The 24857-nt window shown below is 69.4% G+C and carries 22 protein-coding genes; 13 read left to right on the plus strand and 9 right to left on the minus strand.

Annotated elements, in window-relative coordinates; all coding sequences use genetic code 11:
• Positions 1-4 precede the first annotated feature (4 nt).
• Positions 5-769, minus strand: coding sequence for an alanyl-tRNA editing protein (locus tag BLQ28_RS21890; protein WP_093243935.1), 765 nt, complete (start codon positions 767-769; stop codon positions 5-7).
• A 131-nt stretch (positions 770-900) separates the two neighbouring features.
• Here BLQ28_RS21890 and BLQ28_RS21895 point away from each other — a divergent pair, with 131 nt between their 5' ends.
• The gene (locus BLQ28_RS21895; protein WP_093243937.1) at positions 901-2298 is read left to right on the plus strand and encodes a PQQ-dependent sugar dehydrogenase; all 1398 of its coding nucleotides are present in this window, start codon (positions 901-903) and stop codon (positions 2296-2298) included.
• Positions 2299-2302: 4 nt separating this feature from the next.
• On the opposite strand, the gene BLQ28_RS33455 is transcribed toward BLQ28_RS21895, so the two are convergent.
• Positions 2303-3343 (minus strand): LacI family DNA-binding transcriptional regulator, encoded by a 1041-nt coding sequence (locus BLQ28_RS33455; protein ID WP_093243940.1) that lies wholly within the window; start codon positions 3341-3343, stop codon positions 2303-2305.
• A gap of 147 nt (positions 3344-3490) precedes the next feature.
• Between BLQ28_RS33455 and BLQ28_RS21905 the strand changes: the two genes are divergently transcribed.
• From BLQ28_RS21905 to BLQ28_RS21915, 3 genes are read left to right on the plus strand one after another with little or no spacing between them, the layout of a single operon-like run.
• Positions 3491-4831: a uracil-xanthine permease family protein gene (locus tag BLQ28_RS21905; protein WP_093243943.1), complete on the plus strand. Its 1341-nt coding sequence runs from the start codon at positions 3491-3493 to the stop codon at positions 4829-4831.
• A 49-nt stretch (positions 4832-4880) separates the two neighbouring features.
• Positions 4881-6308, plus strand: a complete 1428-nt coding sequence (locus BLQ28_RS21910) for an amidohydrolase family protein (protein WP_093243946.1) — start codon at positions 4881-4883, stop codon at positions 6306-6308.
• Positions 6305-7018 (plus strand): sulfite exporter TauE/SafE family protein, encoded by a 714-nt coding sequence (locus BLQ28_RS21915; protein ID WP_093243949.1) that lies wholly within the window; start codon positions 6305-6307, stop codon positions 7016-7018. The genes BLQ28_RS21910 and BLQ28_RS21915 overlap by 4 nt, the downstream gene beginning before the upstream one ends.
• Here the strand turns inward: BLQ28_RS21915 and BLQ28_RS21920 are convergent.
• On the minus strand, positions 7010-7591 hold the full coding sequence (locus BLQ28_RS21920) for a GNAT family N-acetyltransferase (protein ID WP_093245495.1): 582 nt from the start codon (positions 7589-7591) through the stop codon (positions 7010-7012). The two genes, BLQ28_RS21915 and BLQ28_RS21920, sit on opposite strands and share 9 nt — an antisense overlap.
• 74 nt (positions 7592-7665) lie before the next feature.
• Here BLQ28_RS21920 and BLQ28_RS21925 point away from each other — a divergent pair, with 74 nt between their 5' ends.
• Both BLQ28_RS21925 and BLQ28_RS21930 read left to right on the plus strand, forming a co-directional pair.
• Positions 7666-8088, plus strand: coding sequence for a MarR family winged helix-turn-helix transcriptional regulator (locus BLQ28_RS21925; protein ID WP_093243950.1), 423 nt, complete (start codon positions 7666-7668; stop codon positions 8086-8088).
• Positions 8089-8094: 6 nt separating this feature from the next.
• Positions 8095-9867, plus strand: coding sequence for a chloride channel protein (locus BLQ28_RS21930; RefSeq protein ID WP_093243953.1), 1773 nt, complete (start codon positions 8095-8097; stop codon positions 9865-9867).
• 1 nt (position 9868) lies between these two features.
• Here BLQ28_RS21930 and BLQ28_RS21935 read toward each other — a convergent pair whose 3' ends face one another.
• Complete coding sequence (locus tag BLQ28_RS21935) at positions 9869-10879, minus strand: zinc-binding alcohol dehydrogenase family protein (protein ID WP_093243955.1); 1011 nt, start codon at positions 10877-10879, stop codon at positions 9869-9871.
• An 86-nt stretch (positions 10880-10965) separates the two neighbouring features.
• Between BLQ28_RS21935 and BLQ28_RS21940 the strand changes: the two genes are divergently transcribed.
• Positions 10966-11877 carry a LysR family transcriptional regulator gene (locus BLQ28_RS21940; protein WP_093243958.1) on the plus strand — a complete coding sequence of 304 codons (912 nt, stop codon included), beginning with the start codon at positions 10966-10968 and terminating at the stop codon, positions 11875-11877.
• Positions 11878-11881: 4 nt separating this feature from the next.
• Here the strand turns inward: BLQ28_RS21940 and BLQ28_RS21945 are convergent, their stop codons facing one another.
• The 5 genes from BLQ28_RS21945 to pgaA form a co-directional block, all read right to left on the minus strand.
• Positions 11882-12679: an SDR family oxidoreductase gene (locus BLQ28_RS21945; protein WP_093243960.1), complete on the minus strand. Its 798-nt coding sequence runs from the start codon at positions 12677-12679 to the stop codon at positions 11882-11884.
• A 138-nt stretch (positions 12680-12817) separates the two neighbouring features.
• Positions 12818-13402 carry a poly-beta-1,6-N-acetyl-D-glucosamine biosynthesis protein PgaD gene (gene pgaD, locus BLQ28_RS21950; RefSeq protein ID WP_093243962.1) on the minus strand — a complete coding sequence of 195 codons (585 nt, stop codon included), beginning with the start codon at positions 13400-13402 and terminating at the stop codon, positions 12818-12820.
• Entirely contained in the window at positions 13389-14669 is a 1281-nt protein-coding gene (gene pgaC / locus BLQ28_RS21955) for a poly-beta-1,6-N-acetyl-D-glucosamine synthase (protein WP_093243965.1), read from the minus strand. Before pgaC ends, pgaD begins: the two co-directional genes overlap by 14 nt.
• Positions 14666-16786: a poly-beta-1,6-N-acetyl-D-glucosamine N-deacetylase PgaB gene (gene pgaB / locus BLQ28_RS21960; protein WP_176801192.1), complete on the minus strand. Its 2121-nt coding sequence runs from the start codon at positions 16784-16786 to the stop codon at positions 14666-14668. The genes pgaC and pgaB overlap by 4 nt, the downstream gene beginning before the upstream one ends.
• A complete protein-coding gene (pgaA, locus tag BLQ28_RS21965) occupies positions 16786-19281 on the minus strand; it encodes a poly-beta-1,6 N-acetyl-D-glucosamine export porin PgaA (protein WP_176801193.1) in 2496 nt (831 codons plus the stop codon). Before pgaA ends, pgaB begins: the two co-directional genes overlap by 1 nt.
• A gap of 403 nt (positions 19282-19684) precedes the next feature.
• Between pgaA and BLQ28_RS21970 the strand changes: the two genes are divergently transcribed.
• The 6 genes from BLQ28_RS21970 (at position 19685) to BLQ28_RS21995 (ending at position 24842) form a co-directional block, all read left to right on the plus strand.
• On the plus strand, positions 19685-20512 hold the full coding sequence (locus tag BLQ28_RS21970) for a creatininase family protein (protein WP_093243976.1): 828 nt from the start codon (positions 19685-19687) through the stop codon (positions 20510-20512).
• A gap of 132 nt (positions 20513-20644) precedes the next feature.
• Positions 20645-21304 carry a response regulator gene (locus BLQ28_RS21975; protein ID WP_093243980.1) on the plus strand — a complete coding sequence of 220 codons (660 nt, stop codon included), beginning with the start codon at positions 20645-20647 and terminating at the stop codon, positions 21302-21304.
• Positions 21301-22704 carry a sensor histidine kinase gene (locus BLQ28_RS21980; protein WP_256327413.1) on the plus strand — a complete coding sequence of 468 codons (1404 nt, stop codon included), beginning with the start codon at positions 21301-21303 and terminating at the stop codon, positions 22702-22704. The genes BLQ28_RS21975 and BLQ28_RS21980 overlap by 4 nt, the downstream gene beginning before the upstream one ends.
• A 113-nt stretch (positions 22705-22817) precedes the next feature.
• Entirely contained in the window at positions 22818-23165 is a 348-nt protein-coding gene (locus BLQ28_RS21985) for a hypothetical protein (protein WP_093243986.1), read from the plus strand.
• Positions 23166-23190: 25 nt separating this feature from the next.
• The gene (gene paoA / locus BLQ28_RS21990) at positions 23191-23856 is read left to right on the plus strand and encodes an aldehyde dehydrogenase iron-sulfur subunit PaoA (RefSeq protein ID WP_093243989.1); all 666 of its coding nucleotides are present in this window, start codon (positions 23191-23193) and stop codon (positions 23854-23856) included.
• Positions 23853-24842, plus strand: a complete 990-nt coding sequence (locus BLQ28_RS21995) for an FAD binding domain-containing protein (RefSeq protein WP_093243992.1) — start codon at positions 23853-23855, stop codon at positions 24840-24842. Before paoA ends, BLQ28_RS21995 begins: the two co-directional genes overlap by 4 nt.
• The last annotated feature ends 15 nt before the right edge of the window (positions 24843-24857 follow it).

Here is a 24857-nt window from a genome sequence, read left to right on the forward strand (position 1 = left end):
GTTCTCAGGCCGCGGCGGGCGCCCAGCCCAGCACCACGCGCCGGCTGTTGGCGCTTTTCTTCTCGATCTTGGTGACGATCACCGCGCCGATTTCAGCGGTGTTGGCAACGTGCGTGCCGCCGCAGGGCTGGAAGTCGATCTGCGCGTCGCCCTCGTCCGTTCCGCCGATGCGGATGGTGCGCACCGTGCCCGAGCCGCGCGGCGGCTGCACGCTCATGCTCTTGACCAGCGCCGGGTTGGCGTCGAGCTCTTCGTCGGTGATGGCGCCCACGACCAGCGGATGGGCCGCCTCGACCAGCCGCGCAAGGCCGGCCGTGAGCGCTTCCTTGTCGAGCGGATCGGTCATGTGGAAGTCGATGCGCGCGTAGTCGGGCGTGATCGAGCAGCCGTTCACCGGCACCGGCACGAGGTGGCACAGCAGGTGCGACGCGGTGTGAAAGCGCATCAGCCGGTGGCGGCGCTCCCAGTCGAGGCGGGCGGTGACGGTGTCGCCGGGCTTCAGCGCGGCAAGCAGCTCGGCCTGTTCGGGCGCCGGCACGTGGACGAATTCATCGGTCGGCTGGCCTTCTTCGTTCTTGGCCTTGCGGGTGTCGGCGATCGCCAGTTCGCGGCCATCGGCCAGCACGAGCACGCCGGTGTCCCCGGCCTGGCCGCCGCCCAGGGGATAGAACACGGTGCGGTCCAGCACGATGCCGGTGTCGTCGATGCGCAGGATGCGGGCTTCGCAGGTGCGCAGATAGGCGTCGGCGCGGAACAGGTCGTCGGTCATGCGGCGATGGTAGCGGCGATGCGCAAACAAGGTGCACCCACGCGGGAAAGCGCCCACGACCGACAACCCCGCGTGCGCCGGGTGTGGATGATCCGCCCGGTATGCGGCGCCAGGCCGCGCAAGGACGACGCATGAAAGCACCGCAGCAAGCACCCACCTGCAAGGCCGATTCCGCATGGCGGATGCCGGCTGTGGCCCTCACCGCCATCGCTGCCGTCGCCACGGCGCTGCTCGTGGCCGGCTGCGGCGAGGCCGCCAAGCTCTCGCCCGAACTCACGGTCGGCCCGCGCCCGCAACTGGCCGAGCCGAACAAGACCCTCATTCCCACCATCAACGTGGCCCCTGCCGTCGGCTGGACCGACGCCGCCACGCCCATCCCCGCCGACGGCCTGCGCGTGACCGCACTGGCGCGCGGGCTGGACCATCCGCGCTGGGTCTACACCCTGCCCAACGGCGACGTGCTGGTGGCCGAGAGCAACAAGCCGCCCCGGCCCGCCGGCAGCACCGATGGCGGCAGCGGCCCCATCGCCAAGGTGCGCGATTGGGTCACGGGCAAGATCATGGGCCGCGCCGGTGCCGGCGTGCCCAGCGCCAACCGCATCACGCTGCTGCGCGACGCCAACGGCGACGGCGTGGCCGAGGTGCGGGAGGTGTTCATGTCCAACCTGATGTCGCCCTACGGCATGGTGCTGGTGGGCAACGAACTCTTCATCGCCAACGCCGATGCGCTCGTGAAGGTGCCCTACACCGAGGGCCAGACCGCCATCACCGCCACGCCCACGGTGGTGACGCCGCTGCCCGCGGGCATCAACCACCACTGGACCAAGAACGTCATCGCCAACGCCGATGGCAGCAAGCTCTACGTGACGGTCGGCTCCAACAGCAACATCGGCGAGAACGGCCTCGCGGCCGAAGAGGGCCGCGCCGCCATCTGGGAGGTCGACACCAAGACCGGCGAAAAGCGCCTGTTCGCCAGCGGCCTGCGCAACCCCAACGGCATGGGCTGGGACCCGGACACGAACGCGTTGTGGACCGTGGTCAACGAGCGCGACGAGATCGGCAGCGACCTCGTGCCTGATTACCTCACCTCGGTGAAGGACGGCGCCTTCTACGGCTGGCCCTGGAGCTACTACGGCGGCGTGGTCGATGCGCGCGTCACGCCGCAGAACCCCACGATGGTGGCCAAGGCCATCGCGCCCGACTACGCGCTGGGCTCGCACGTCGCGCCGCTGGGCATGGCTTTCTCGCGCCCGGGCGGCATGCCCGAGCAGTTCGCCAGCGGCGTCTTCATCGGCGAGCACGGCTCGTGGAACCGCACGCCCAAGTCGGGCTACAAGGTGGTGTTCGTGCCCTTCATCGGCGGCAAGCCGAGCGGGCCGCCGGTCGATGTGCTCACGGGCTTCCTGACCGCCGATGAAAAGGCCCAGGGCCGGCCGGTGGGCGTGGCGCTCGACAAGAGCGGCGCGCTGCTGGTGGCGGACGACGTGGGCAACGCCGTGTGGCGCGTGGCGCGCACCAGGCCGAACTGAGCCGTCAGCCTCGGCGCGCCGACGACAGGCGCGGCACCAGCTGCGCCACCGGCCCGTCGACCCGCCGCTGGCTGGTGTCGCCGCGCAGGTGGTCGAACAGCAGTGCAATGGCTTGCTGCGCGATCTCGTCCAGGTGCAGGTCCACGGCCGTGAGCGGCGGCACGCAGGTGCGGGCGCGCACGCCGTCGTAACGGGTGGCGACCATCACGTCGTCGGGAATGCGCCGGCCCGATTCGAGGATGGCCGCGACCGCGCCCGTGGCGAAGGCATCCACAGGCACGCAGAAGGCATCGATATCGGGGTGCGCCGCCAGCAGCGCGAGCGCGGCTTCGCGGCCACCGCTCTCGCCCTTCACCTCGTCGACCAGCGACAGGATCGGCGCCTGCCCGCGCGCAGCGGCGAACGCCAGGTAGGCCGCCTGGCCTTCTACATAGGAGTTGCGCTGCGCCGAGCCGAGGATCATCGCGACCTTGCGCGCGCCCTGCGCCTGCAGGTGTTCGAGCAGCAGGCGCGTCGTGTGCCCCGAGTGAATGTCGACATACGGTGGCAATGCGAGCCCGTCAGCGGCTTCATCGGCCGGCTTGCCGATGGCCACCACCGGCAGGCCGCGCCGCAGCAGGTAGGCCATGTTCGGGTCGCCCGCCGAAGGCTCGATGACCAGCGCACCGTCCACGTCCAGCAGCTCCATCGGCACCCGCCCGGTTTCCATGGGCGGCGCCAGCACCAGCGCCAGGCGGCGGTCGAGCGCCGCCGCGGCGGCCACCGCCGCCACCTCCATCAAAAAGCCCAGCCGCGACGGCCCGCCCGCCACCGCGAAGGGCATCGACGACAGCAGCACGATCATGTGCGCCTCGCCGGTGCGCAGCCTTTGCGCATTGCGGTTGGGCCGGTAGCCCAGCGTCAGCGCCGCCTTCTCGACGCGCGCACGGGTTTCCGCATCGACCTGGCCCCGTGCGTTGAGCGCATGGGAGACGGTGGTCGGCGACACGCCCGCTTCCCGGGCCACGTCCTTGATGGTGACCCGCGGCGGTGGATTGGGGCTCATCCCGTTGACCTTTTCAAAAAGCGGTGATTCAATTCCCAAATCGTTTTGGGGCTCGCTGTTCCGGAATGTACTTCACCCGCTTCGGCGGCTTTTTTTGCCAGTGCGCCCAAATCGATTTGGGCACAGCCAGCCCAAAGGATCCGAATCATGTCCCGTGCTTGCGACGCCCCCGCCGTCGACGCAGTGCTGCCCGTTTCGCAACTGCTCCTGTTCGGCCTGCAGCATGTGCTGGTGATGGCGGCCGTGCCCATCACGTCCGTGTTCCTGGTGGCCAAGGCGCTGGGCCTTCCGTCCGCGCTCACGGTCAACCTCATCAGCGCCACCTTTCTGCTGTGCGGCGTGGGCACGCTGCTGCAGTCGTTCGGGCCGTGGAAGTTCGGTGCGCGCCTGCCTTTCGTGATGGTGCCGGGCGGCGCGCCGATCGTGATGTTCGTGACCATCGCCCAGCAGCGCGACCTGCAGACTGCCTCGGGCGCGGTGATCCTCACGGCGCTGTTCTATTTCCTGGTGCTGCCGGTGTTCGCGCGCTGCCTGCGCTACTTTCCGAAGATCGTCATCGGCACCTTGCTGCTGCTGGTGTCCATCAACCTCGTGAAGGTGTACGGCGGCATCATCGCGGGCAAGGCCGGCTCGCCCGCCTTCGCCGACCCGGTGAACATCGGTCTGGCGCTCGCGACCATCGGCTTCACCGTGCTGTTCGCGCGCATGTTCAAGGGCACGCTCGGCCAGCTCTCGGTGCTGCTGGGGTTGCTGGCCGGCACGGTGCTGGCGGCCGCCTGCGGGCTGATGGACTTCAGCACCGTGGCGGCCGGGCCCTTCTGGAGCGCACCGACGCTGCTGCCCTTCGGCATGCCGCGCTTCGACCTGGTGGCGGCCGTCCCGCTGCTGATCTTCAGCGTCATCTCGATGGTCGAGGCCACGGGGCAGACCGTGGCGGTGGCCGAAGTGGTGGGCCGCAAGATCGATGCGCGCGACGTGGTGCCGCGCACCATCCGCGGCGACGCGCTGATGTCGCTGGCGGGCGGGCTGTTCGGCACGTCGATGATCATCACCAGCGGCGAAAACATCGGCATCGTGCGCGCCACCAACGTGCGCTCGCGCTACGTCACGGCCACGGCCGGCGTGATCCTGATCCTCATCGCGCTGTCGGCGCCGCTGGGCCGGCTGGCCAGCGCCATTCCTTCCGCCGTGGTCGGCGGCACCGCGATGGTGGTGTTCGCGATCATCGGCACGATGGGCATCGACATGCTGCGCAAGGTCGACCTGCACGAGCGCGGCAACATGTTCGTGCTGGCCGGCGCGCTGACCATGGGCCTGCTGCCCATCGTGGTGCCGGGCCTGTACAGCCGCTTCCCCGACACGCTGCAGCTCGTGCTGGGCAACGGCCTGGCCATGGGCTCGCTCACGGCAGTGGTGCTCAACATGGTCTTCAACCGCGTGCCTGCCGATAGCGCCGAAAGCCCCGTGGTGGCACCCGCATCGCAGTGAGGCGCTGCGTCGCTTCTTCCTTTCTTTTCTGCTTCTCTCTCTCTTCACCATGTCTTCTGAACTCGATGCCGCGCTCTTCGCGGCCGACGAGCTGCTGCTCGTTCCCGATCACCTGATGCTGCGCGACGGCCCCGCGACCGGCCATGCCGTGCTGATGGCGGGCGGCCGGTTCCGCGACGTCGGACCTGCCGATACGCTCATCGCCCGTCACCCGCATCTCACGCCGCTGCACCTGCCCGGCAAGCTGCTGATGCCGGGAATGATCGACGCGCACCACCATCTCACGCAGTCCTTCGGCAAGTCGCTGGCTTATGGCGAGCCGTCCGAGATCTTCCGGCGCGTGTGGGTGCCGCTCGAGTCGAGCCTGGACGACGAGTTCGTCTACATGGCCTCCAAGCTCGCGGCGCTCGAATCGCTGCGCGGCGGCTTCACCACCGTCTGCGATGCGGGAACGCGCGCGCCGGGCGACATCGGCGCCGTCGCGGCTGCCGTGCAAGAGGCCGGGCTGCGCTGCGTGCTGGGCCTGATCTGCAACGACGGCGGCAACGACAGCACCGCCGCCGATCGGCAGGCCATCCAGTCGCACGCCGCGCAATTCCTGCGGCAGTGGTCCGATGCCGACCTTGTGCATCCCTCGCTCGCCATCTCGGTGCCCGAGGCCGCGTCCGACGAAATGCTGGCCGCCGTGTCGGCCCTGTGTGACGAGGCGCGCACCATCTTCCAGACGCACGTCAACGAACACCTCGCATCGGTCGAGCGCTCGGTGGTGCAGCGCGGCAAGCGGCCGCTCGAACTGCTGGCGCAGTTGGGCGCGCTCGGTCCGCAAGTGCTCATTGCACACGGCACGCTGGTCACGCCGTCCGAGCTCGTGCTGCTGCGCGACACCGACACCGCCGTGAGCTACAACCCCGTCGCCAGCCAGTGGAAGGGCAACGCCGTGGCGCCCGCGAACCTGATGGCGGCCATGGGCATCCGCTTCGGGCTCGGCACCGACGCCACGCGCAGCGATGCCTTCCGGCTGATGGACGCGGCCGAGGCCGCGCAGAAGCTGGCCTTCGGCATGGCCATCGGCGACGCATCGAGCGGCGGCGGCTGGACCTGGTTCGACCACGCCACGCACGAAGGCGCGCGCGCCGTGGGCCTGGGCCACCTGACCGGTGAGATCGCCATCGGCAAGGCGGCCGACTTCCTCATCGTCGATGTCGACACGCCCGAGATGTGCACGTCTGTCGACCTCACATGGGATCTCGTGCGCCTGGGCAACCGCGACCAGATCACCGCCGTGTTCGTCGCGGGCCGCCTGCGCCTGTGGGAAGGCTGGCCGCCCGACTGGGACGCGCGCGCGCTGCAGCAGCGGCTCGCGCGTGTCGCCCATGCGGCGATGGACCGCGCACCCATCGTGCGCCTGCACCCCACGGCGGCCGAACACCGCCGCCTGACCATGGCAGCCGCCACCAGCGCACGGAATCCGCAGTGAGCGCGCAGCACCTCTTTCTGGTTTCCATCGCCGTGCTGATCGCCGCCTTCGTGCAGGGCGCGACCGGCGTCGGCTTTGCGCTGATCGCCGCGCCGGTGATCGGCATCGTGCGACCCGACCTGCTGCCCGTGTGCGTGCTGGTGCTGATGCTGCCGCTGAACTTCTATGTGATGTGGCGCGAGCGCGGCGCCATCGACCGTGTCGGCGCGAGCTGGATCACCGGCGGGCGCATGCTCGGCACCCTCGGCGGCCTGTGGGTGCTGGCGGCGCTGAGCGCGAGCCACCTGTCGCTGTTCGTCGGCGCATCGACCATCGCGGCCGCGCTGGTCACCTTGATGATGCCGGCCTTCTCGCCGGGCCGCAGCGCCTTCGTGGCGGCGGGGCTCGTCACCGGCATCACCGAAACCGCGACCGGTATCGGCGGCCCGCCGCTCGCGCTGGTCTACCAGCACCAGCCGGCGCCCACCATGCGCTCGACCATTGCGCTGTGCTTTCTGGTCGGCGAACTGGTGTCGCTGGTCACGCTGATGGTGGCCGGCCGCATCGGCGGCTCACAGCTCTATGCCGCGGCCGAGTTGCTGCCTGCGCTGGTCGTGGGCGCGGTGCTCAGCCGCGTGGTGCATCGGCGCATCAACGGCCGCGTGCTGCGCATCTTCGTGCAGGTCTTCGCGATCGTGTCGGGCGCGGCGCTGCTGCTGCATTCATTCTGAGGCGTTGCGCGACGAGGCCAGCCATGCCGCGCGGCTGATGCGGTAGAGCCGGTGGCGCACCAGCGCGTGGCCCTCGGGCACGGCCGGATGGTCGAAGGCGCCGGCCACGTCTTCGTGCATGCCGATGCGCTCCATCACAGCGGCGGAGCGCAGGTTGCCGACGGCGGTGAAGGCCACGATCTCGTCGAGCCCGAGGCGGTTGAACCCGACCTGAAGCGCGCCGCGTGCCGCTTCGCTCGCGATGCCCTTGCCCCATGCCTGCCGGACAAAGCGCCAGCCGATCTCGACGCAGGGCGAGAAGGGAAGTTCGGCCACCGGAACGTTAAGTCCCGTGAAGCCGATGAATTCGCCCGACGCCTTGTCTTCGACGGCCCACAGGCCCCAGCCGTTGTCGGCGATGCGCGTCTTGATGCGCTCGGCCAGCGCGTCGCTGTCGGCGCGTGTGGGCAACTGGAGCAGGTACTCCATGACCAGCGGGTCGGCGGCCAGTGCCGCGAAAGGCGCGAGATCGCTGTCGCGCCATTGGCGCAACCGCAGGCGTTCGGTTTCGAATTCAATGAGTTCTGTCTTCATGCCGCCGATTGTGTCGCAGCGCATATATATCGTGACGTGATATATTTGCAACCGTTCCGATCGCACCCCAAGACATGGCCTCATCACGCAAGCTCGCCAAGAAAGACTTCGAGGCACTGTCCCAGTTTCGCTACCAGATGCGCCGCTTCGAGCGCTTCTCCGAGCGCGCCGCGCAGGGCGAAGGCCTCACGCCGCAGCAGTACCTGGTGCTGCTGCACATCAAGGGCGTACCGGGGCGCGAGTGGGCCTCGGTGGGCGAGATCGCCGAGCGCCTGCAACTGCAGCCGCACGGCGTGGTCGCGCTCGTCACGCGCTGCGAGGCACTCGAACTCGTGCAGCGCCGGCCCAGCGAAACCGACCGCAGGCAGGTCGAGGTGCACCTGCTGGCCAAGGGCGAGCAACTGCTGTTGCGGCTGGCCGAACTTCACCGCGCGGAACTGCGCTCGCTCAAGGGCGTGTTCGACGTGCCGCAGATCGATCTTCCCGATGCCCACTGAGCAACCATGACCTCCAAGGCCTCTTCTTCTGCCCATCCGCCGCGCGGCGACTTCGCGCTCAACACGCGCCTCTTGCGCATCACCGTCATGGCCGCCGTCATCGGCGCCATCAGCACGGTGGCCGCACGCGTGCTGCTCGACCTGATCCGCTTCTTCACCAACCTGTTCTTCTTCCAGACCTTCTCGCTGGCCGATCATTCGCCGGCCACGAACACGCTGGGGCTCTGGGTCATCGGGGTGCCGGTGATCGGCGGGCTCATCGTCGGCGTGGTGGCGCGCTACGGCTCCGACAAGATCCGCGGCCACGGCATCCCCGAAGCCATCGAGGCGATCCTGTTCGGCAAAAGCAAGATGTCGCCCAAGGTCGCGCTGCTCAAGCCGCTGTCTTCGGGCATCGTCATCGGCAGCGGCGGGCCGTTCGGCGCCGAGGGGCCGATCATCATGACCGGCGGCGCCATCGGCTCGCTGATCGCGCAGCACTTCCATCTCACGGCGGCCGAGCGCAAGGCGCTGCTGGTGGCCGGCGCCACGGCCGGCATGACGGCCGTGTTCGGCACGCCGGTGGCGGCCGTGCTGCTGGCCGTCGAGCTGCTGCTGTTCGAGCTGCGCCCGCGCAGCCTGCTGCCGGTGGCCGTGGCCTGCGCGGTGGCGGGCTTCACGCGGCCGCTGCTGATGGATGCGGGTCCGCTGTTTCCGCTGCAGACGGCCGTACCCGGCCCGCTGGCCATGCTGTCGTGCGTGGTGGCCGGCGTGCTGTGCGGTGCGCTGTCGGCCTCGCTGTCGCTCTCGCTCTACAAGGTCGAGGACTGGTTCGGCAAGCTGCCGGTGCACTGGATGTGGTGGCCCGCCATCGGCGGCCTGGCGGTCGGCATCGGCGGGTACTTCCAGCCGCGCGCATTGGGCGTGGGCTACGACGTCATCGGCGACCTGCTGCACAACCACCTCGCGCTCGGCGTGGTGGCCGCGCTGCTGGCGGTGAAAGCCGTCATCTGGGTCATCTCGCTGGGCTCGGGCACCTCGGGCGGCGTGCTCGCGCCGCTGCTGATGATGGGCGCCGGCCTGGGTGCGGTGCTGTCGCACGTGCTGCCCGGCAACGACCCGATGCTGTGGCCGCTGGTCTGCATGGCGGCCACGCTCGGCGGCGTGATGCGCGCGCCGCTCACCGCCACCATCTTCGCCTTCGGCCTCACGCACGACAGCAACGCGCTGCTGCCGCTGCTCACTACCTCGGCCGTGGCCTACGGCTTTACCGTGCTCACCATGCGCCGCTCGATCCTCACCGAGAAGATCGCGCGCCGCGGCTATCACATCTACCGCGAATACGGCATCGATCCGCTGGAGCGGCATTCGGTCGAAGAAGTAATGACGCGCGAGGTGCGCAGCATCGACGCGGCCCTGCCGGTGGCGCAGGCGCTGTTCGAGTTCTTCGGCGAAGGGCAGGCGCACCGCGCATTCCCGGTGCTGCGCAACGGCGCGGTGATCGGCGTGGCCGACCGCGCGATGCTCGCCGCACACGGCACCCGCGACCCGATCGCCACGGTCGGCGACGCATGCGCCGACGTGCCGCTGTACTACGCGTTGCCGGGCGAGAACTGCCGCGCCGTCGCCACGCGCCTTGCGCGCCACCGGCTCGAACGGCTGCCCGTGGTGAAGGATGCGCAGTCGCTCGCGCTGGTCGGCATCGTGGCGCGCAGCGACCTCATCAAGCCATCGCTCGCGCATTTCGACGAAGAGGAAAAACGCGAGCGCATGCGTGGACTGCCGTGGCAGTCCACGTAGCCTAGAACCCGGCCAGAACCACCTTGCCCTGCGCCTTGCCGCTCTCGATGAGCGCATGCGCCTTCTTGAGGTTCGCCGCGTTGATCGTGCCGAAGCTCGCATTCGCCGTCGTGCGGATGCGCCCCGCATCGACCAGCGCGGCCACTTCGGCCAGCAGCGCGCCCTGCTCGGCGATGTCCGGCGTTTCGAAGCGCGAGCGCGTGAACATCATTTCCCAGTGCAGCGAGATGCACTTGGTCTTCAGCGGCATCGCGTCGAAGACCTTCATGTCGTCGATCACCGCGAGCTGGCCCTGGGGCTTGAGGCTTTCGATGATCTGCGCGTAGTGCTGCTCGGTCTGCGTGAGGCTGGCGACCATGTCGACTTCGCCGATGCCGGCCGCCTTGAGTTCGGCCGCGAGCGGCTTCGAGTGGTCGATGACCGCATGCGCACCCAGCGCCAGGCACCACGCACGCGTTTCGGCGCGCGAGGCGGTGGCGATCACGCGCAGCTTCGTGAGCTGGCGCGCGAGCTGGATCAGGATGGAACCCACGCCGCCCGCACCGCCGGTGATCAACAGCGTCTGGCCCTCGCCGCCGCCCTTGGGCACCCGCAGGCGGTCGAACAGCAGTTCGTAGGCGGTGATGGTGGTCAGCGGCAGGGCAGCGGCTTGCGCGTCATCGAGGCTCTTCGGTGCAAGGGCAACGATGCGCTCATCGACCGCGTGCAGCTCCGAGTTGGCACCGGGCCGGACGATCGAGCCGGCGTAGTACACGCGGTCGCCCACCTTGAAGTTCTGCACGCCGCTGCCGATGGCCTCGACCGTGCCGACGGCATCCCAGCCCAGCACCTTGGCCCGGCCGGCTTCGGGCGCGGCGTTCTTGCGGATCTTGGTGTCGACCGGGTTGACGGACACCGCCTTCACGCGCACCAGCAGGTCGCGCGTGCCGGGCACGGGTGCAGGCAGTTCGATGTCCTGCAGCGATTCGGCGTTGTCGATGGGAAGGGGCTGGTAGTAGCCGATGGCTTTCATGGCAATGGACCTTTCTGGAACGATGCCTGAACTGTAGGATCGCAAGGCTGGTTTGATAAGTCCTGTGAAACCAGCAACACTTTCAAATGAAAATTGAAAATACCTCGGACCTGCAGGTGCTGGTGCAAACCGCGCGCGGCGGTACGCTCACGGCCGCAGCCCATGCGCTGGGCATCACGCCGGCCGCCGCCAGCGCCACGCTCAAGCGGCTCGAAGCGCAACTCGGCGCCCGCCTGTTCGAGCGCTCCACGCGCGCGATGCGCCTCACGCCGCAGGGCCAGACGCTGCTCGACTACGCGGTGCGCGCCTTCGAGTTGCTGGACGAGGGCGAATCGCTGGTTACCGCCGACCGCGGCGAACTGGTGGGCACGCTGCGCGTGGCCTCGCCCTCGGACCTCACGCGCAGCACGCTGCTGCCGTGGTTCGACGAATTCCTTGCGCTGCACACCGGCGTGCAGCTATCGCTGTCGGTGGGCGACCGGCCGCTCGACGTGATGCGCGACGAGGTCGACGTGGCGTTGCGCTACGGCACGCTCGCCGATTCGCGCCTGGTGGCGCGCCCCTTCGCCATGACCAACCCGTTGCTGACCGCCTCGCCCGACTACCTGCGTCGCCACGCCGCGCCGCAGACGCCGCAAGACCTGGTGCACCACAACTGCCTGGCCTTCAACCGCGGCGGGCGCATGCATCGCGTCTGGCGCTTCGCGCAGAACGGCCAGTGGACCGAAGTGCGCGTGACCGGCAACCGCAGCGTGGACGACGCCTCGCTCGCACGTGAATGGGCGGTGGCCGGCCACGGCATCACGCTGAAGTCGGCCCTGGATGTGCGCGACGACATCCGCGAAGGCCGGCTGGTGCGGCTGCTGCCCGAATGGGACACCGAGCCCTATCCGCTGCATGCGCTGCTGCCCAGTGGCCGCTTCGTGCCGGCGCGCGTGCGGGCGTTGGTCGATTTTCTGGCGGTGAAGTTCGAGGCGCTGACGGCGGCTACCGCCTAGCGGATCAGATCATCGGCGTGACAGCCCCATCCATCGCCACGATCGCGCCCGTCACATAGCTGGCCTTCGCCGACGCCAGAAACAGCACCGTGTTGGCGACTTCTTCCGGCGTTGCGATGCGGCCCAGCGGCAGGCGCGCGGTGATGTGTTCCAACGCTACGTCGGCGCCGATGCCCTTGAGCTTCGCATCGGCCTTCACGCTTTCCTGCAGCCGTTCGGTCAGCGTGACGCCGGGGTTCACCGCATTCACGCGCACGCCCTTGGCCGCATAGGCCGCGGCCATGCCGGCGCTTACCAGCATGAGCGCCGCATTGGCCGCGCCGCCGGCCATGTGGACCGGGCTTGCGACCTTGCCGCCATGGCCGATCACGTTGACGATGGCGCCGCGCCCGCGCTGGCCCATGCGCTTGACCACCGGGTCGATCATGTGGATGTAGGTGAAGTACTTGGCGTCCATCGCGTCGTGCCAGACGGCGGGCGCCAGGTCATCGGGCAGGGTGAGGCGCGCGGCGCCGGCCGAGTTGACGAGCACGTCGACCGCGCCGAATGCCTTCTCGGCCGCATCGAGCGCGGCCACGGCGCTGGCCGGGTCCTTCAGGTCGGCGGCATGCAGCGACACGCGGCCTTCGGCCTGTGGGAAGGCCTCGACCAGCGTCTGCAATCCCTGCTGCAGGTTCTGCAGATCGCGCGACACGAGGCTCACGCGTGCGCCTTCGCGCAGGAAGCCCAGCGCGCAGGACAGACCGATGCCCTTGCTGCCGCCGGTGATGAGTACGTGCTGGTCCTGAAGCTGGAGATCCATGAAAGTGTCCTTGGTGGGTGGGGTTGGGCGGCGATTGCAACATGGCCGCGAAGCCCCTGCACGCCCGCGGCCGGACGCACACATTCGCTCAAGGACTGGAAAGAATCGGAAGGAATTGGAGAGCGCCGCAGCGCCGTGTCAGCGCTGCCCCGCCGCGCGCCGCGGGGGTTCGGGCTCCAGCGCGCCGGGCGTGGTGTCGGTGGCGTCGCGCAACTGGCCGTCGTGGTCGTGGTGCACCAGCAGCTGACGCGTGCGCTGCCAGGTCGACAGGCGTGCCGGCGGCACCTCGATGTAGGAAGCCAGCGCGAACAGCGACGACTGTTCCTGGTCCGGCGGCGCTTCGCGTTTCTGCTGGCGTCGGCGCCACGGCGCGATGACCAGCATCGACACGAGGATCGCGCCGATCACCACCGCGTACAGGCCCAGCAGATGCAGCACTTCGGGCTGCGAGCGCGCGCCCAGCACGTAGGGCCATGCGTACCAGATGGCGCAGAACCAGATCGCGATGGTGACTGCCGGGCGCAGCACGCGCAGCCACAGGTACATGGCCAGCGTGCGCTGCGGCGAGCGGCCGTTGCCGAAGGCGCGCAGCGGAATGCGCGCGGCGTCGATGATCGGTTCTTCCCCTGCGGGCTGGCCCCAGGAGCGCTGCCGCGTGGGCGGACTCATGTCGGCGTGCGTCTCGGGTGGCAGGGAATGGGCGTGGGACTCATGGTGGGGCATCGGAGATTCCTCTGTCGGGGCTCGTCCACACCGCGCGCTTGCCGCGTCGGCGTATCAGGGCTTTGGGAAGGGCGATGACGGTGGTCGCCATCGTGAGCGTCCAGAAAGCGATCGGGTACCAGATCGTTCCGGCGAAATAGCGCATCAGGTCGCGGTCGTAGCGGCGATCGATCCACAGGCTCAGCAGCATCTGCAGGATGCAGGTCATGGCCAGCAAGGTGCCCTGCCAGTGCGGCAGCAGCGCCGAGTGCCACGGCGAATCGGTCGGCAGAAAGGGCCGTACCACGCTGATGGCCAGCACCAGCGCCATGGCATAGGCCCACACCACGCTGGTCATGTACTCGGCATAGATCAGCCACATGCGCCAGTTGCGCGGCCGCAGGATGCGCGGCGTGTAGCGCAGCATGGTCTGGATGCCGCCGATGGCCCAGCGCAGGCGCTGCTTCCAGAGACCGCGCAAGGTCTCGGGCATCAAAATCCAGCACAGCGCGCGCGGCTCGAAGCGCAGCTGCCAGCCAGAGAGCTGCAGCTTCCAGCTCATGTCGATGTCTTCGGTGAGCACGTCGGGGCTCCAGAAGCCGACCTCGATCACGGCGCGGCGGCGGAACATCGCCAGCACGCCCGACACCGTGAACAGCGTGCCCACCAGCTGCTGCGAGCGCTTGATGAGGCCGATGATCGAAGAGAACTCGCCCACCTGCATGCGCCCCAGCAGTGTGGTGCGGGTGCGGATGCGCGGGTTGCCGGTGACCGCGCCGATGCGCTCCGAAGCCAGCATCGGCTGCAGCATCCAGGCGATGGCGTCGGCGTCGACCAGTGCGTCGCCGTCGATGCCCAGGATGTATTCGCCACGCGCGAGCTGGCAGGCGGTGTTGAGGCCGACGGCCTTGCCCTGGTTGCTGGCGTTGTGAATGACGCGCAGGCGGCTGTATTCCTTCGTCATCTCGTCCAGCAGCTCGCCGGTGCCGTCGGTGCTGCCGTCGTTGACGGCGATCACTTCGTAGTTCGGATAGCGCGTGCGCATCAGCTGCTCGATCACTTCGCGCAGGTGCGGCACTTCGTTGAAGCACGGCACCACCACGGTGACCAGTGGGCGGACGGGCAGCAGCTCGAGCGGATCCACGTCGACGTCGCGCTTGCGCTCGAACACCATCGCGTGCGACAGGCCACCGGCCATCCACACATAGGCCATGAAGAAGGGGTAGTAGAAGACGAAGCCGAAGAGCAGCGAGGGCAGCGTCTGAAGGAGGAAGTGGCTGGTGGTCATGGCCGTCGCTCTCCCTGCACGGGTTGCACCGGTGCGGTTGCCGGTGCCGTTTGCGGCGGTGTCTCCGCGGCGGCTGCAGCGGGCGAGCGCAGCGCGCGCGGCAGCAGGGTGCGCACCGAGATCGCGCGGCGCACCACGTCCAGCGAAGGCTGGTTGTTCAGGAAGTCGTCGGGGTAGTAGCCCAGGTGGCGCACGCCGGCGCGCTGCAGCAGCGTCCACTGGCGCGTCAGTTCGTCGTCGGCCACGGGCTTGCCGGTGCGCCAGTCGCGCGCCTGCAGCTCGAACACGGTGCCGTCCAGGCCGCGCGGCGTGTCGGCGGCGCGGCGCGCCAGCCGCGTGAGCCAGGCGTCGCTCGCGGCCGCGCTGCGGGCTTCGCCTTCCATGCGCGGCATGGCCATCAGGCCCACGTAGTCGTAGGCCGCGAGCGAGGCTTCGTAGTTCTGCGCGAACCACTGCTCGGCCTCGGGCTCGAGCACCGGCCGCGCATAGAGGTTGCGCGCGGTCTCCAGGTTGGGCCGCCACACGCCCACGCGCGCCATCAGCTCCTGCGTGAACTCGATCAGGTAGCGGGTCTTGGCGGTGGTCCAGCGCGCCATCAGTTCCGGGTTGGCGCGGATGGCGGCCACGTCGGGCGGCAGGTCCCACTTCGCATAGGTGGCGAGCGCGGCGGGGCTGGCGTCTTCGTCGTCGGACAGCATCGCGTCGTCGTGGAACAGCAGGCCCTCGAAGAAAGCCTGGCGGCCCAGGTCTTCGTAGATGTCGCCGACCAGCTTGCGCACTTCGGGGTCGAAGGGCGTGAGCCGGTGGTAGCGGTCGGCCGGCATCTTGCCGCCCTGCGTGGTCACCGTGTGCGTGGCCAGCGGGTTCGATGCGGGCAGCCGGAAGGCCGTCACCGGCATCCAGGCGTAGACCTTCACGCCCGTGCGGCTGCGCAGTTGCCAGGCCGCGCGGCTGAACAGGTCGGCGCGCATCGGCAGGTGGCGGTTGGGAAAGTACAGCGCGTCGGCCACGCCGTCGCCGTCGGGGTCGGCATAGGCCTGCAGGAACACCGAGCGCGGGCGCACGGCGGCCACGCGGTCGATCAGCGCCGAGAGGTTGCGCTCCTGCTGGGCCGGGTCGGGGTCGTACACGTAGTCCAGGTCCACGTGCATCACGCGGTTGACCGGCCGCACTTCGCCGCCCACCGGGCTGCGCAACAGTTGGGCGTATTCGGGCGCGGTGTTGTCGTAGGCGGCCAGTGCGCGGCGGATGCGCGTGAGCGGCACGGCCGGCGTGTTCGATCCGTCGTCCAGCGTGAAGGTGATCGGCATGCCCGCGCGCTCCGAGGCCTTTAGCGCCATCGCGTTGTAGGCACCGTAGGGCCAGACGGTGGCGCGCACCTTGGCGCCGGTGCGCGCCTCGATGATCTCGCGGCTGCGGCGCAGGTCGGTTTCGACACGGCGCAGGTAGGCATCGTCGTCTTCGTAGCGGCCGGTCCTGGGGTCGTAGCGGTGCGTGGCCGCGGACGGCAGCATGTTGCCCTGCGGGTTGGCCTGGATGCCGGTGTGCATGGCGTCGCTGTGGCTCGCGAGTTCGACCAGGCCCGAGCGCGCCATCTCGGCGGCTTCGCTCCAGAGCAGGAAGTTTTCGCGCGGCGCGGGCTTGTCGCCCCAATGCACCATCTGGCCTTCGGGCACGTCGAGCCAGCTCGTCACCAGCGCGAACAGCGCCGGGTAGTTGTAGCGCTTGAGCAGCGGAAACACCTTGGTGTAGGCGCTGCGGTAGCCGTCGTCGAAGGTCAGCAGCACCGGCTGGGCGGGCAGCGGCTTGCCGCCGGCGCGCGCGTCCACGATCTGCTGCAGGCTCACCGGGTGGTAGCCGCTCTGCTGCAGCCATGCGAACACTTCGATCAGCGAGCGGTCGTCGATGGCGGTCTCGTCGGGCGAGGTCTCGAAGCTGGCGCGCACGCCGGTGCGCACGTCGTGAAAGGAGAGCACGCGAAAGCTCACGCCGTCGTCGGGATCGGCCGGCGGAAGCGGCTGGGCCAGGGCGAGGCGGGGCAGGGCGCCGAGGGCGAACGCCAGCAGCAGCCACAGCATGGCCACGCGCAGGAAGGTGGATGGGTTCTTCGTTGGCATCACGGCAGGGGCATCGAGAGGTTCAGGAAGACGCCGCGCTGTCGTTCGCGCACGCCGTCGTAGGGGTGGCTGGAAATGCTCAGGCCGTAGCGCAGCGTGAGCTTCGGGCCGAGGTTCCAGCGGTGTTCGTAGCGCAGGGTCCACATCGGACCGCTGCCGAAGCCGGCCTGGTGGTAGCTGCCGCCGGCGAGTTCGACGGCCTGGAAGAACTGGCGGTCGTCGCTCTTCCAGTTGAGCCATTGCGCACGCGCGGTGAGCTGCACGCTGCCGTCGCGCGAGGGGTTGAAGTAGGGCGTGTCCATCGCCCGGCCGCGGCCGGTATCGGCTTCGAGCCGGGTCTCGAGCTGAAAGCGCGGCGTGCTGATCCAGCGTTCGCGCCAGCCCAGGCCCAGGCCGTCGCGCACGTTGCCGTCGCTGAAGTCCAGGCGCTGCCATTGCAGGTCGAAGCGGCGCGATTCGTTCACCACGTAGCCCACGCTGGCGGCGGTCTCGCGTGCGCCGATGCCGGCCACACGCGCCTTCCACGGCAGCTCCTTGCTGTCGCCGTCGTAGGTGGCGGACAGGCGCCATGCGTCGCTCACGCGATAGTCCAGCCGGCCGGCCACGCTGTTGCGGTAGGGGCCGGCATTGGCGTGCTGCAGCGCGCCTTCGGCCAGCCAGGGGCCGCGTTGCCAATTGAGGCCGATGCCGCCGCGTGCCCAGTTCGCGTTGCCGATGTCGGTGTTGCCGCGGCCCAGCGTCTGGTCGTAGATCACGCGCCATTCGTCGTTGATGAGGCCCGAGCTGAGCCGGCTGTCGATGCGCCATTCGTGGCTGGCGATGGCCGCGCCGCCGCTGGAGGCTTCGGCATCCACGTCGAGCCGCGGGCCGACGACGGCGCGCCGCTTGCGCTCCATGTCGCGCACCTCGGCGCTGTCGGCCGCATCGGCCACGAGCGATTCGGCGCGCTGGCGGGCGTTGCCGTACCAGCCTGCGTCGAGCAAGGCCTCGACATGGCCGACGCGCGCGCTGGTGTCGTAGGGCTGGTCGGCCGCCTGTGCCTCGAAGCGCGCGAGCGCGGCCTCAGGGTGCTCGCGCAGCCGCTCGGTCAGGCCCGCGCCGTAGGCGTAGCCGGCGTTGAGCGGTGCTTCCTGCGTCAGCGTGGCAAAGCGCTGCTGTGCGAGCGCGGGCCGGTCGGTGTACAGCTGCATCAGCGCGCGCATGCCGCTCACGTCGGTGTACTGGCCGTTGGGGCGGCCGGCTTCGGGCGTGAGGCGCAGCAGGGCAGGCGTGCCGTTTTCGATCTGCTTGAGCAGCGCTTCGGCTTCCTCGAAGCGGCCGGTGTCCTGGTAGGCGTAGACCAGGCCGAAGTGGATGTCGTCGGGCATCGGCAGATCGGCGCCGCCCTTGATGACGGCCGCTTCGTACAGCGGCACGGCCTCGACCGAGCGGCGTTCCTGCGCGAAGGCGCGGGCCGCGGCGCCGAGGCCGTAGAACGGCAGGTCGGTACCGGCGGCGCGCAATGTGTCGTACAGCGCGATGGCGTCGGCGGGGCGGCCGCGTTCGACCAGCGCGAGCATGCGGTCGGACTGCAGGCGCACGCGCAGGGCGCGCCATGCATCGGTGTCGGCGTCCGCACCAGTGACGCCGGCTTGCAGCGCGGCGGCGTCGAGCCGGGCCAGTGCGACGTCCTGGTCTGCCAGCACGCGGTCGAGTGCGACCACGCGGGCCGGGCCCAGGCGCTGGTCGCGTTCCTCGATGGCCCAGTGCAGCCGTTGCGCCAGCGCCTTCTGCTGCAGCGTGGACAAAGCCAGCGCGGAGAAGCTGCCGGGGTTCGCGCGCTCGGCTGCCTCGGCGCCGTCGAAGGCAGTCGATGCCGCGCCGTTGTCGGCGAGCAGGAAGTCGGTTTCGCGGCGCAGGTCGCGGCGCTCGGGGCGCAGCGCGCCGGCCTCGGTGTAGGCCGCCAGTGCCTGCAGCGGCTTGCCCTCGGCGCGGTTCACGGCCGCGCGCAGTTCGAGCAGCGCGACGCGGTCTTCGACCTGTCGGGCGGGCTCACGTGAGAGCGCGTCGCAGATCGCCTTCGCGCCTGCGACGTCGCCGCTGTCGAGCCGCCAGAAGGCTTCGTGCAGGCGCGGCTCGCGTGCCGCCGGTTGCCGTGCGCGCCAGACGGCGATGGTGTCGCCCTGCAGCGCGGTGTCGTGCGTGCGCCGGGCGGCCAGCGCGAGCGGACCGAGTGCGTAGTCGCGCAGCCTGGCCGGCGATTGTTGACGGCCCAGGGCCGCGGCTTCTGCGAATTGGCTGTCACCGGTGGCGATCGCGATGGCGTCGGACGCCACGCGTTGCCGGTCGGCGTCGCCCAGCGGCGCTGCCAGCCAGTCTTTCAACTGCTGCAATGCCTGCGCTGGCGTGACGCGTCCGGCACGGCGCGCAAGGATCAGCGCGTCGTGCGCCTGCGGGCCGTAAGCGACCGTGCTGCGATCGGCGGCAGGTGGGGTCGCGGCAAGTGACTGGGCCAATGCCGGCGATGCGCCAAAGGCCAGTACGCAAACTATCGATGGAAATCCCCGCGCAGCCGATGCGAGGTGTTGAGACAACGAACGGCAGGGCGCCGAATTGCGCCCAGTCGTGACCGTGCCTCCAGGTTTTTTCTGGATGAACACACTGCTCCCTTTGACCGAGGCCTTCCTGCGGCAAGCTGCCGCGATGGAAGCCGAACCACCCCTCTGGAAAAGATCAGAGCGGGCGGTTCTGAAAGATGACTTTGCGAACGACTTTATTCACGATTGTTAATAATCGCAAACCAAAGTGCTCTGAAATCGTTATAACTGTGAAGTGTTTGGCGATATTTCCGTCGCTGTCAGCAAGCCATGTCGGACAACGCCTCGTTATGCGGATAGGTGTCCGGCCTAAGATCGCGCGATGAACGTTCCTGCAGCCCCTTTGCCCCGCTTCTGGTCCCAACTCACCACGCGCGATTTCGCCGCGCTCGATGCGTCGGCCACCGTCGCGGTGCTGCCATTGGGCGCGACCGAGCAGCACGGCCCGCACCTGCCGCTGGGTGTGGACACGGTGCTGGCCGACGGCATCGTGGCCGCGTCGCTGCCGCTGTTGCCGGCCGCGTTGCCGGTGCTGTTCCTGCCGACGCAGCAGATCGGCCTGAGTCCCGAGCACGCGCGCTTCGCGGGCACGCTCACGCTGTCGGCCGAAACGCTGATCCGCATGTGGAACGAAATCGGCGCGGGCGTGGCGCGCGCCGGTGTGAAGAAGCTGGTGCTCTTCAATGCGCACGGCGGCCACGTGGGCGCGATGGACATCGTGGCGCGCGAGCTGCGCGCCACGCATGGGCTCATCGTCTACAGCGTGAGCTGGTTCAACCTGCCGCTGGGCGATGCGGGCGCGCAGTTCAGTGCGCAAGAGCATCGCTTCGGTGTGCACGCGGGTGAGATCGAGACCTCGATGATGCTGGCGCTGACGCCGCAACTGGTGCGCATGGGCGAGGCGCAAGACTTCCGCTCGACGTCGGAGCAGCGCGCGGCCAACTACGCGATCCTCGGCAATGGCAAGAGCGCCAAGCTCGGCTGGGCGATGGAGGACTACAACGCGCACGGCGCGGCAGGCAATGCGGCTGCGGCAACGGCAGCGAGCGGCCAGGCGGTGATCGATGCCGCCGCGCAGCAGCTGGCGTTGTTGCTGGCCGAGGTGTCGCGCCTGCCGCTCGATACGGCCAACACCGGCCCGCTGCCCTGACCCGACGCGGCACAGCACGACAAGGCACGGCACAGCAAGGGCTCGCCTCGATGACCGTGCAGCGTTAACGTTGACCTAACGGTTCTGCGCTAACTTCCCGGCGCATCCACCAATCAACCCACGGGAGCCGGCGTGCGCGTGCTGCTTGTCGAAGACGACGAAATGATCGGGAAGAGCCTGGTCCGCGGCCTCGAGCGATCGGGCTGGGCGGTCGACTGGGTGCGCGACGGCCTGCTCGCGCGCAGCGCGCTGGCCGATGGCGACTACACCTGCGTGCTGCTCGACCTGGGCCTGCCCGGTATGGACGGCATCGAGGTGCTGCGCCAGGCGCGCGGCCTGAAGAACGACACGCCGATCCTGATCCTTACCGCGCGCGACGGCCTTGGCCAGCGCGTGGAAGGGCTCGACCTCGGCGCCGACGACTATCTGCTCAAGCCCTTCGAGCTGCCCGAACTGCTGGCGCGCATGCGCGCGGTGGTGCGGCGGCGCCATGGGGCGTCCAACTCCATCATCGGCAGTGGCAGCGTGCAGCTCGACCTCACCACGCGCGAGGTGCTCTACCGGGGCACGCGCGAAACGCTCTCGGCCCGCGAGTTCGCGCTGATGCACGCCATGCTCGAGCGCCCGGGCGCCATCCTCTCGCGCGAACAGTTGGAGAACCGCATCTACGGATGGGGCGAGGAAGTGATGAGCAACGCGGTCGACGTGATCATCCACAACATGCGGCGCAAGCTCGGCGCCGACACCATCCGCAATGTGCGCGGCCTGGGCTGGCGCGTGGTGGATTCATGAACATGCGCGCAACGCGCGGCCGGCCCTGGTACTCGCCGGGTTCGCTGCGCAACAGGCTGCTGATGTGGCTGGTGCTGGTGCACCTGCTGGCGGCCGTGGGCGTGGCCTGGTTCACCTACGCCAGCTACGACAGGCTCATCGTCACCTTCAAGGACGACCAGATGCAGATGCTGGCCGACTCCTACGCCAGCAACGTGGTCGTGCCCGCGCTGCGGCCGGCCGACGAGCGCAGCATCTTCGAGCGCGGCGCCTTCGTCATCCAGATATGGAACGGGCAGGGCGAACTGCTGGTCAGCTCGTGGCCTGCGCTGGCCGTGGGCCGCCAGCCATCGGAAGGGCTGACCACCGTACGCATGGGCCCCGGCGACGACGGCGTTTGGCGCATCTATTCCACTGCGCCGGTGTCTGAGGCGGGCCGCTTCCAGGTGCAGGTGATCCAGAACGGCGGCTTCGTGCGCCGCATGGTGGCCAAGCGCGCGCTGTCGTCGACCGCGCCCATCGCGCTGCTGCTGCCCTTGTCGCTGGCGGCGCTGTGGCTGGTGGTGTGGGCGTCGTCGCGCAAGCTGCGCAGCGTGGCGCTCGACGTGGCGGCGCAGGACGAGCGCAGCCTGTCGGAGCTGTCGGTGTCGCGCGTGCCCGATGAAATCGCGCCGCTGGTGGAGGCCTTCAACAGCCTGTTGGGGCGGCTGCGCCAGGCCTTCGCCGTGCAGCGCCGCTTCGTGCAGGACGCCGCGCACGAGCTGCGCACGCCCATCGCCGCCATCGGCCTGCAGCTGGACAACATGCGCGCCGAAGTGCCGGCCGAAGGCGTCGCCGAACACTACGTGCACCTGAAGGGCGGCGTGACGCGTGCCCAGCACCTGATCGAGCAGTTGCTGCGCTTGTCGCGGCAAGAGGGCAGCACCGAGCCCGAGGCGCCCGTGCCACTCGACGTGGCCGCGGTGCTGCGCGACAGCGTGGCGCAGCTGATGGTCATTGCCGACCGGCGCCGCATCGACATCGGCTTCGAAGGCAGCACCAGCGCAACGGTGACCGCGCCACCGGCCGAGTTGCGCAGCATCTTCGACAACCTGATCGACAACGCGTTGCGCCATTCGCCCGAAGGCGGTGTGGTCGATGTGCGGCTGCACGAGGTGGAAGGGCAACCGGTGGTCGACGTGGTGGACAACGGGCCGGGCATTCCGCCCGCGCTGATCGATCGCGCCTTCGACCGTTTCTTTCGCGTGCCGGGCACCGTGGCCGAAGGCAGCGGCCTGGGCCTTGCCATCGCCCGCATGGCCGCGCAGCGCAACGGACTGCGCATCGAGCTGGCCAACCGGCATGACGCGCAGGGCCGGCTGGCCGGGCTGCAGGCGCGCGTGCATCTGCGCGATGCCGGGGCGGGCCGCGCGTCGGCTTAATGCCCAGGTAACTCTCGCTTAAAGGTCGCATAAAGCGGCCTTCCTACAGTGACTCCAGCCGCGACAACGGCCGCGCCGCAAGGTGCCCTTCCGGTTCCCTTCAAGGAGTTCACATGCGAAAGACCCTCGGCCTCGTGGCCATCCTCACCCTGGCCGCAGCGGCCCATGCAGAAAGCTACGACGGCGTGCACCAAGGCCCCGGCCTGCTTGCGCGCGACGACGTGGCGGCCCAGGCGGTTGCGGCGGCGCATGCCCCCGACCAGAACGTGACGCATGGCTCGCGCGGAGCCGATCCCTTCACCTCCACCATCTCGCGCGAGGCCATGCGGCAGGTCGCAGTGGCGGCGGCCCATGCGCCCGACCAGAACGTGACCAGCGGCTCGCGTGTGAACAGCGTCGTCGTCTCCACGATGCCGCCGGTGCGCTCCGCAATCGGCGAGGCCCCGGCCAGCCGCTTCTGACGCCCCGGCGCCCAAGGAACCCACGATGGATGCCGAACAACAGAAGGACGGCTGCACGCGCCGCACCGTGCTGATCACCAGCGCGGCCGGCGTGGCCGCCGCCACGCTGCCGCATGCGGGGCAGGCACAGCAGGCTGCGGGGCACGCGCCCGCGACGGCCGCAACTGCAGACCTGCCGCTGGCCGATGTCACGCTGCGCATCAACGGCCAGCCGCATACCCTGTCCATCGACCCGAGGGTCACGCTGCTCGACCTGCTGCGCGAGCAACTGCACCTCACGGGTTCCAAGAAAGGCTGTGACCACGGCCAGTGCGGTGCCTGCACGGTGCTGGTCAACGGGCGGCGCATCAACAGCTGCCTCACGCTGGCGGTGCTGCACGAGGGCGACGAGGTGACGACCATCGAAGGCCTGGGCGAGCCGAAGAAGCTGCACCCGATGCAGGCCGCCTTCGTCAAGCACGACGGCTACCAGTGCGGCTACTGCACGCCGGGCCAGATCTGCTCGGCGGTCGGCATGCTGGGCGAGATGCGCGGCGGCATGCCCAGCCATGTCACGCACGATCTCGCGGGGCCCGTGGTCTTCAGCGACGAGGAAGTGCGCGAGCGCATGAGCGGCAACATCTGTCGCTGCGCGGGTTATCCGAACATCGTCGCGGCCATCCGCGAAGTGTCGGAGGGGGCGGTGGCATGAGGGCCTTCACCTTCGAGCGCGCGCCGACACCGGCTGCCGCCGCGCTGTCGATGCAGCAGCATCCGGGCGCGCGCTTCATCGCGGGCGGTACCAACCTGCTGGACCTGATGAAGCTCGACATCGAGCGGCCCACGCACCTGATCGACGTCAACCGGCTGGGGCTCGACCGCATCGAGGCGCTGCCCGACGGTGGCCTGAAGATCGGCGCGCTGGTGCGCAACAGCGACCTTGCGGCCGACCCCCGCGTGCGGCGCGAGCATCCGCTGCTGTCGCGCGCCTTGCTGTCCGGCGCCAGTGCGCAGCTGCGCAACAAGGCGACCACCGCAGGCAACCTGCTGCAGCGCACGCGCTGCTTCTACTTCTACGACACGACCAAGCCCTGCAACAAGCGCACGCCCGGCAGCGGTTGCGCGGCGATGGCGGGCTTCAACCGCATCCACGCGATCCTCGGTGCGAGCGCGCAATGCATCGCGGTGCACTCGTCCGACATGGCAGTGGCGCTGCGCGCGCTCGATGCGCAGGTCGAGACCGTGTCGGCCAGCGGCGCCGCGCGCCGCATTCCCATCGCCGAGCTGCATCGTCTGCCCGGCGACACGCCCGAGATCGAGACCGTGCTGGCGCCCGATGAGCTGATCACCGGCGTGACCCTGCCCGCGCCGCTCGGCGGCACGCAGCGCTACCGCAAGGTGCGCGACCGCGCGTCGTACGCCTTCGCGCTGGTCTCGGTCGCGGCCGTGGTGGTGCGCGACGGGCGCATGGTCACAGGCGTGCGGCTGGCCTTCGGCGGCCTGGCCGCGAAGCCGTGGCGCAACGAGGAAGCCGAACGGCGGCTGATCGGCACCGATGGCGGCACGCGGGCACGCGACGCCGTTGCCGACGTGCTGATCGACGACGCGCGCGGCCACGGGCACAACGATTTCAAGATCCCGTTATTGCGCCGCACCCTGCATGCCACGCTGGCGCAGGCGATCGCAGAAACCATCTGAAGAAAAGAGCAGGCA

Origin of the sequence: Variovorax sp. EL159, assembly GCF_900100965.1 — a bacterium.
Lineage (GTDB): Bacteria > Pseudomonadota > Gammaproteobacteria > Burkholderiales > Burkholderiaceae_C > Variovorax.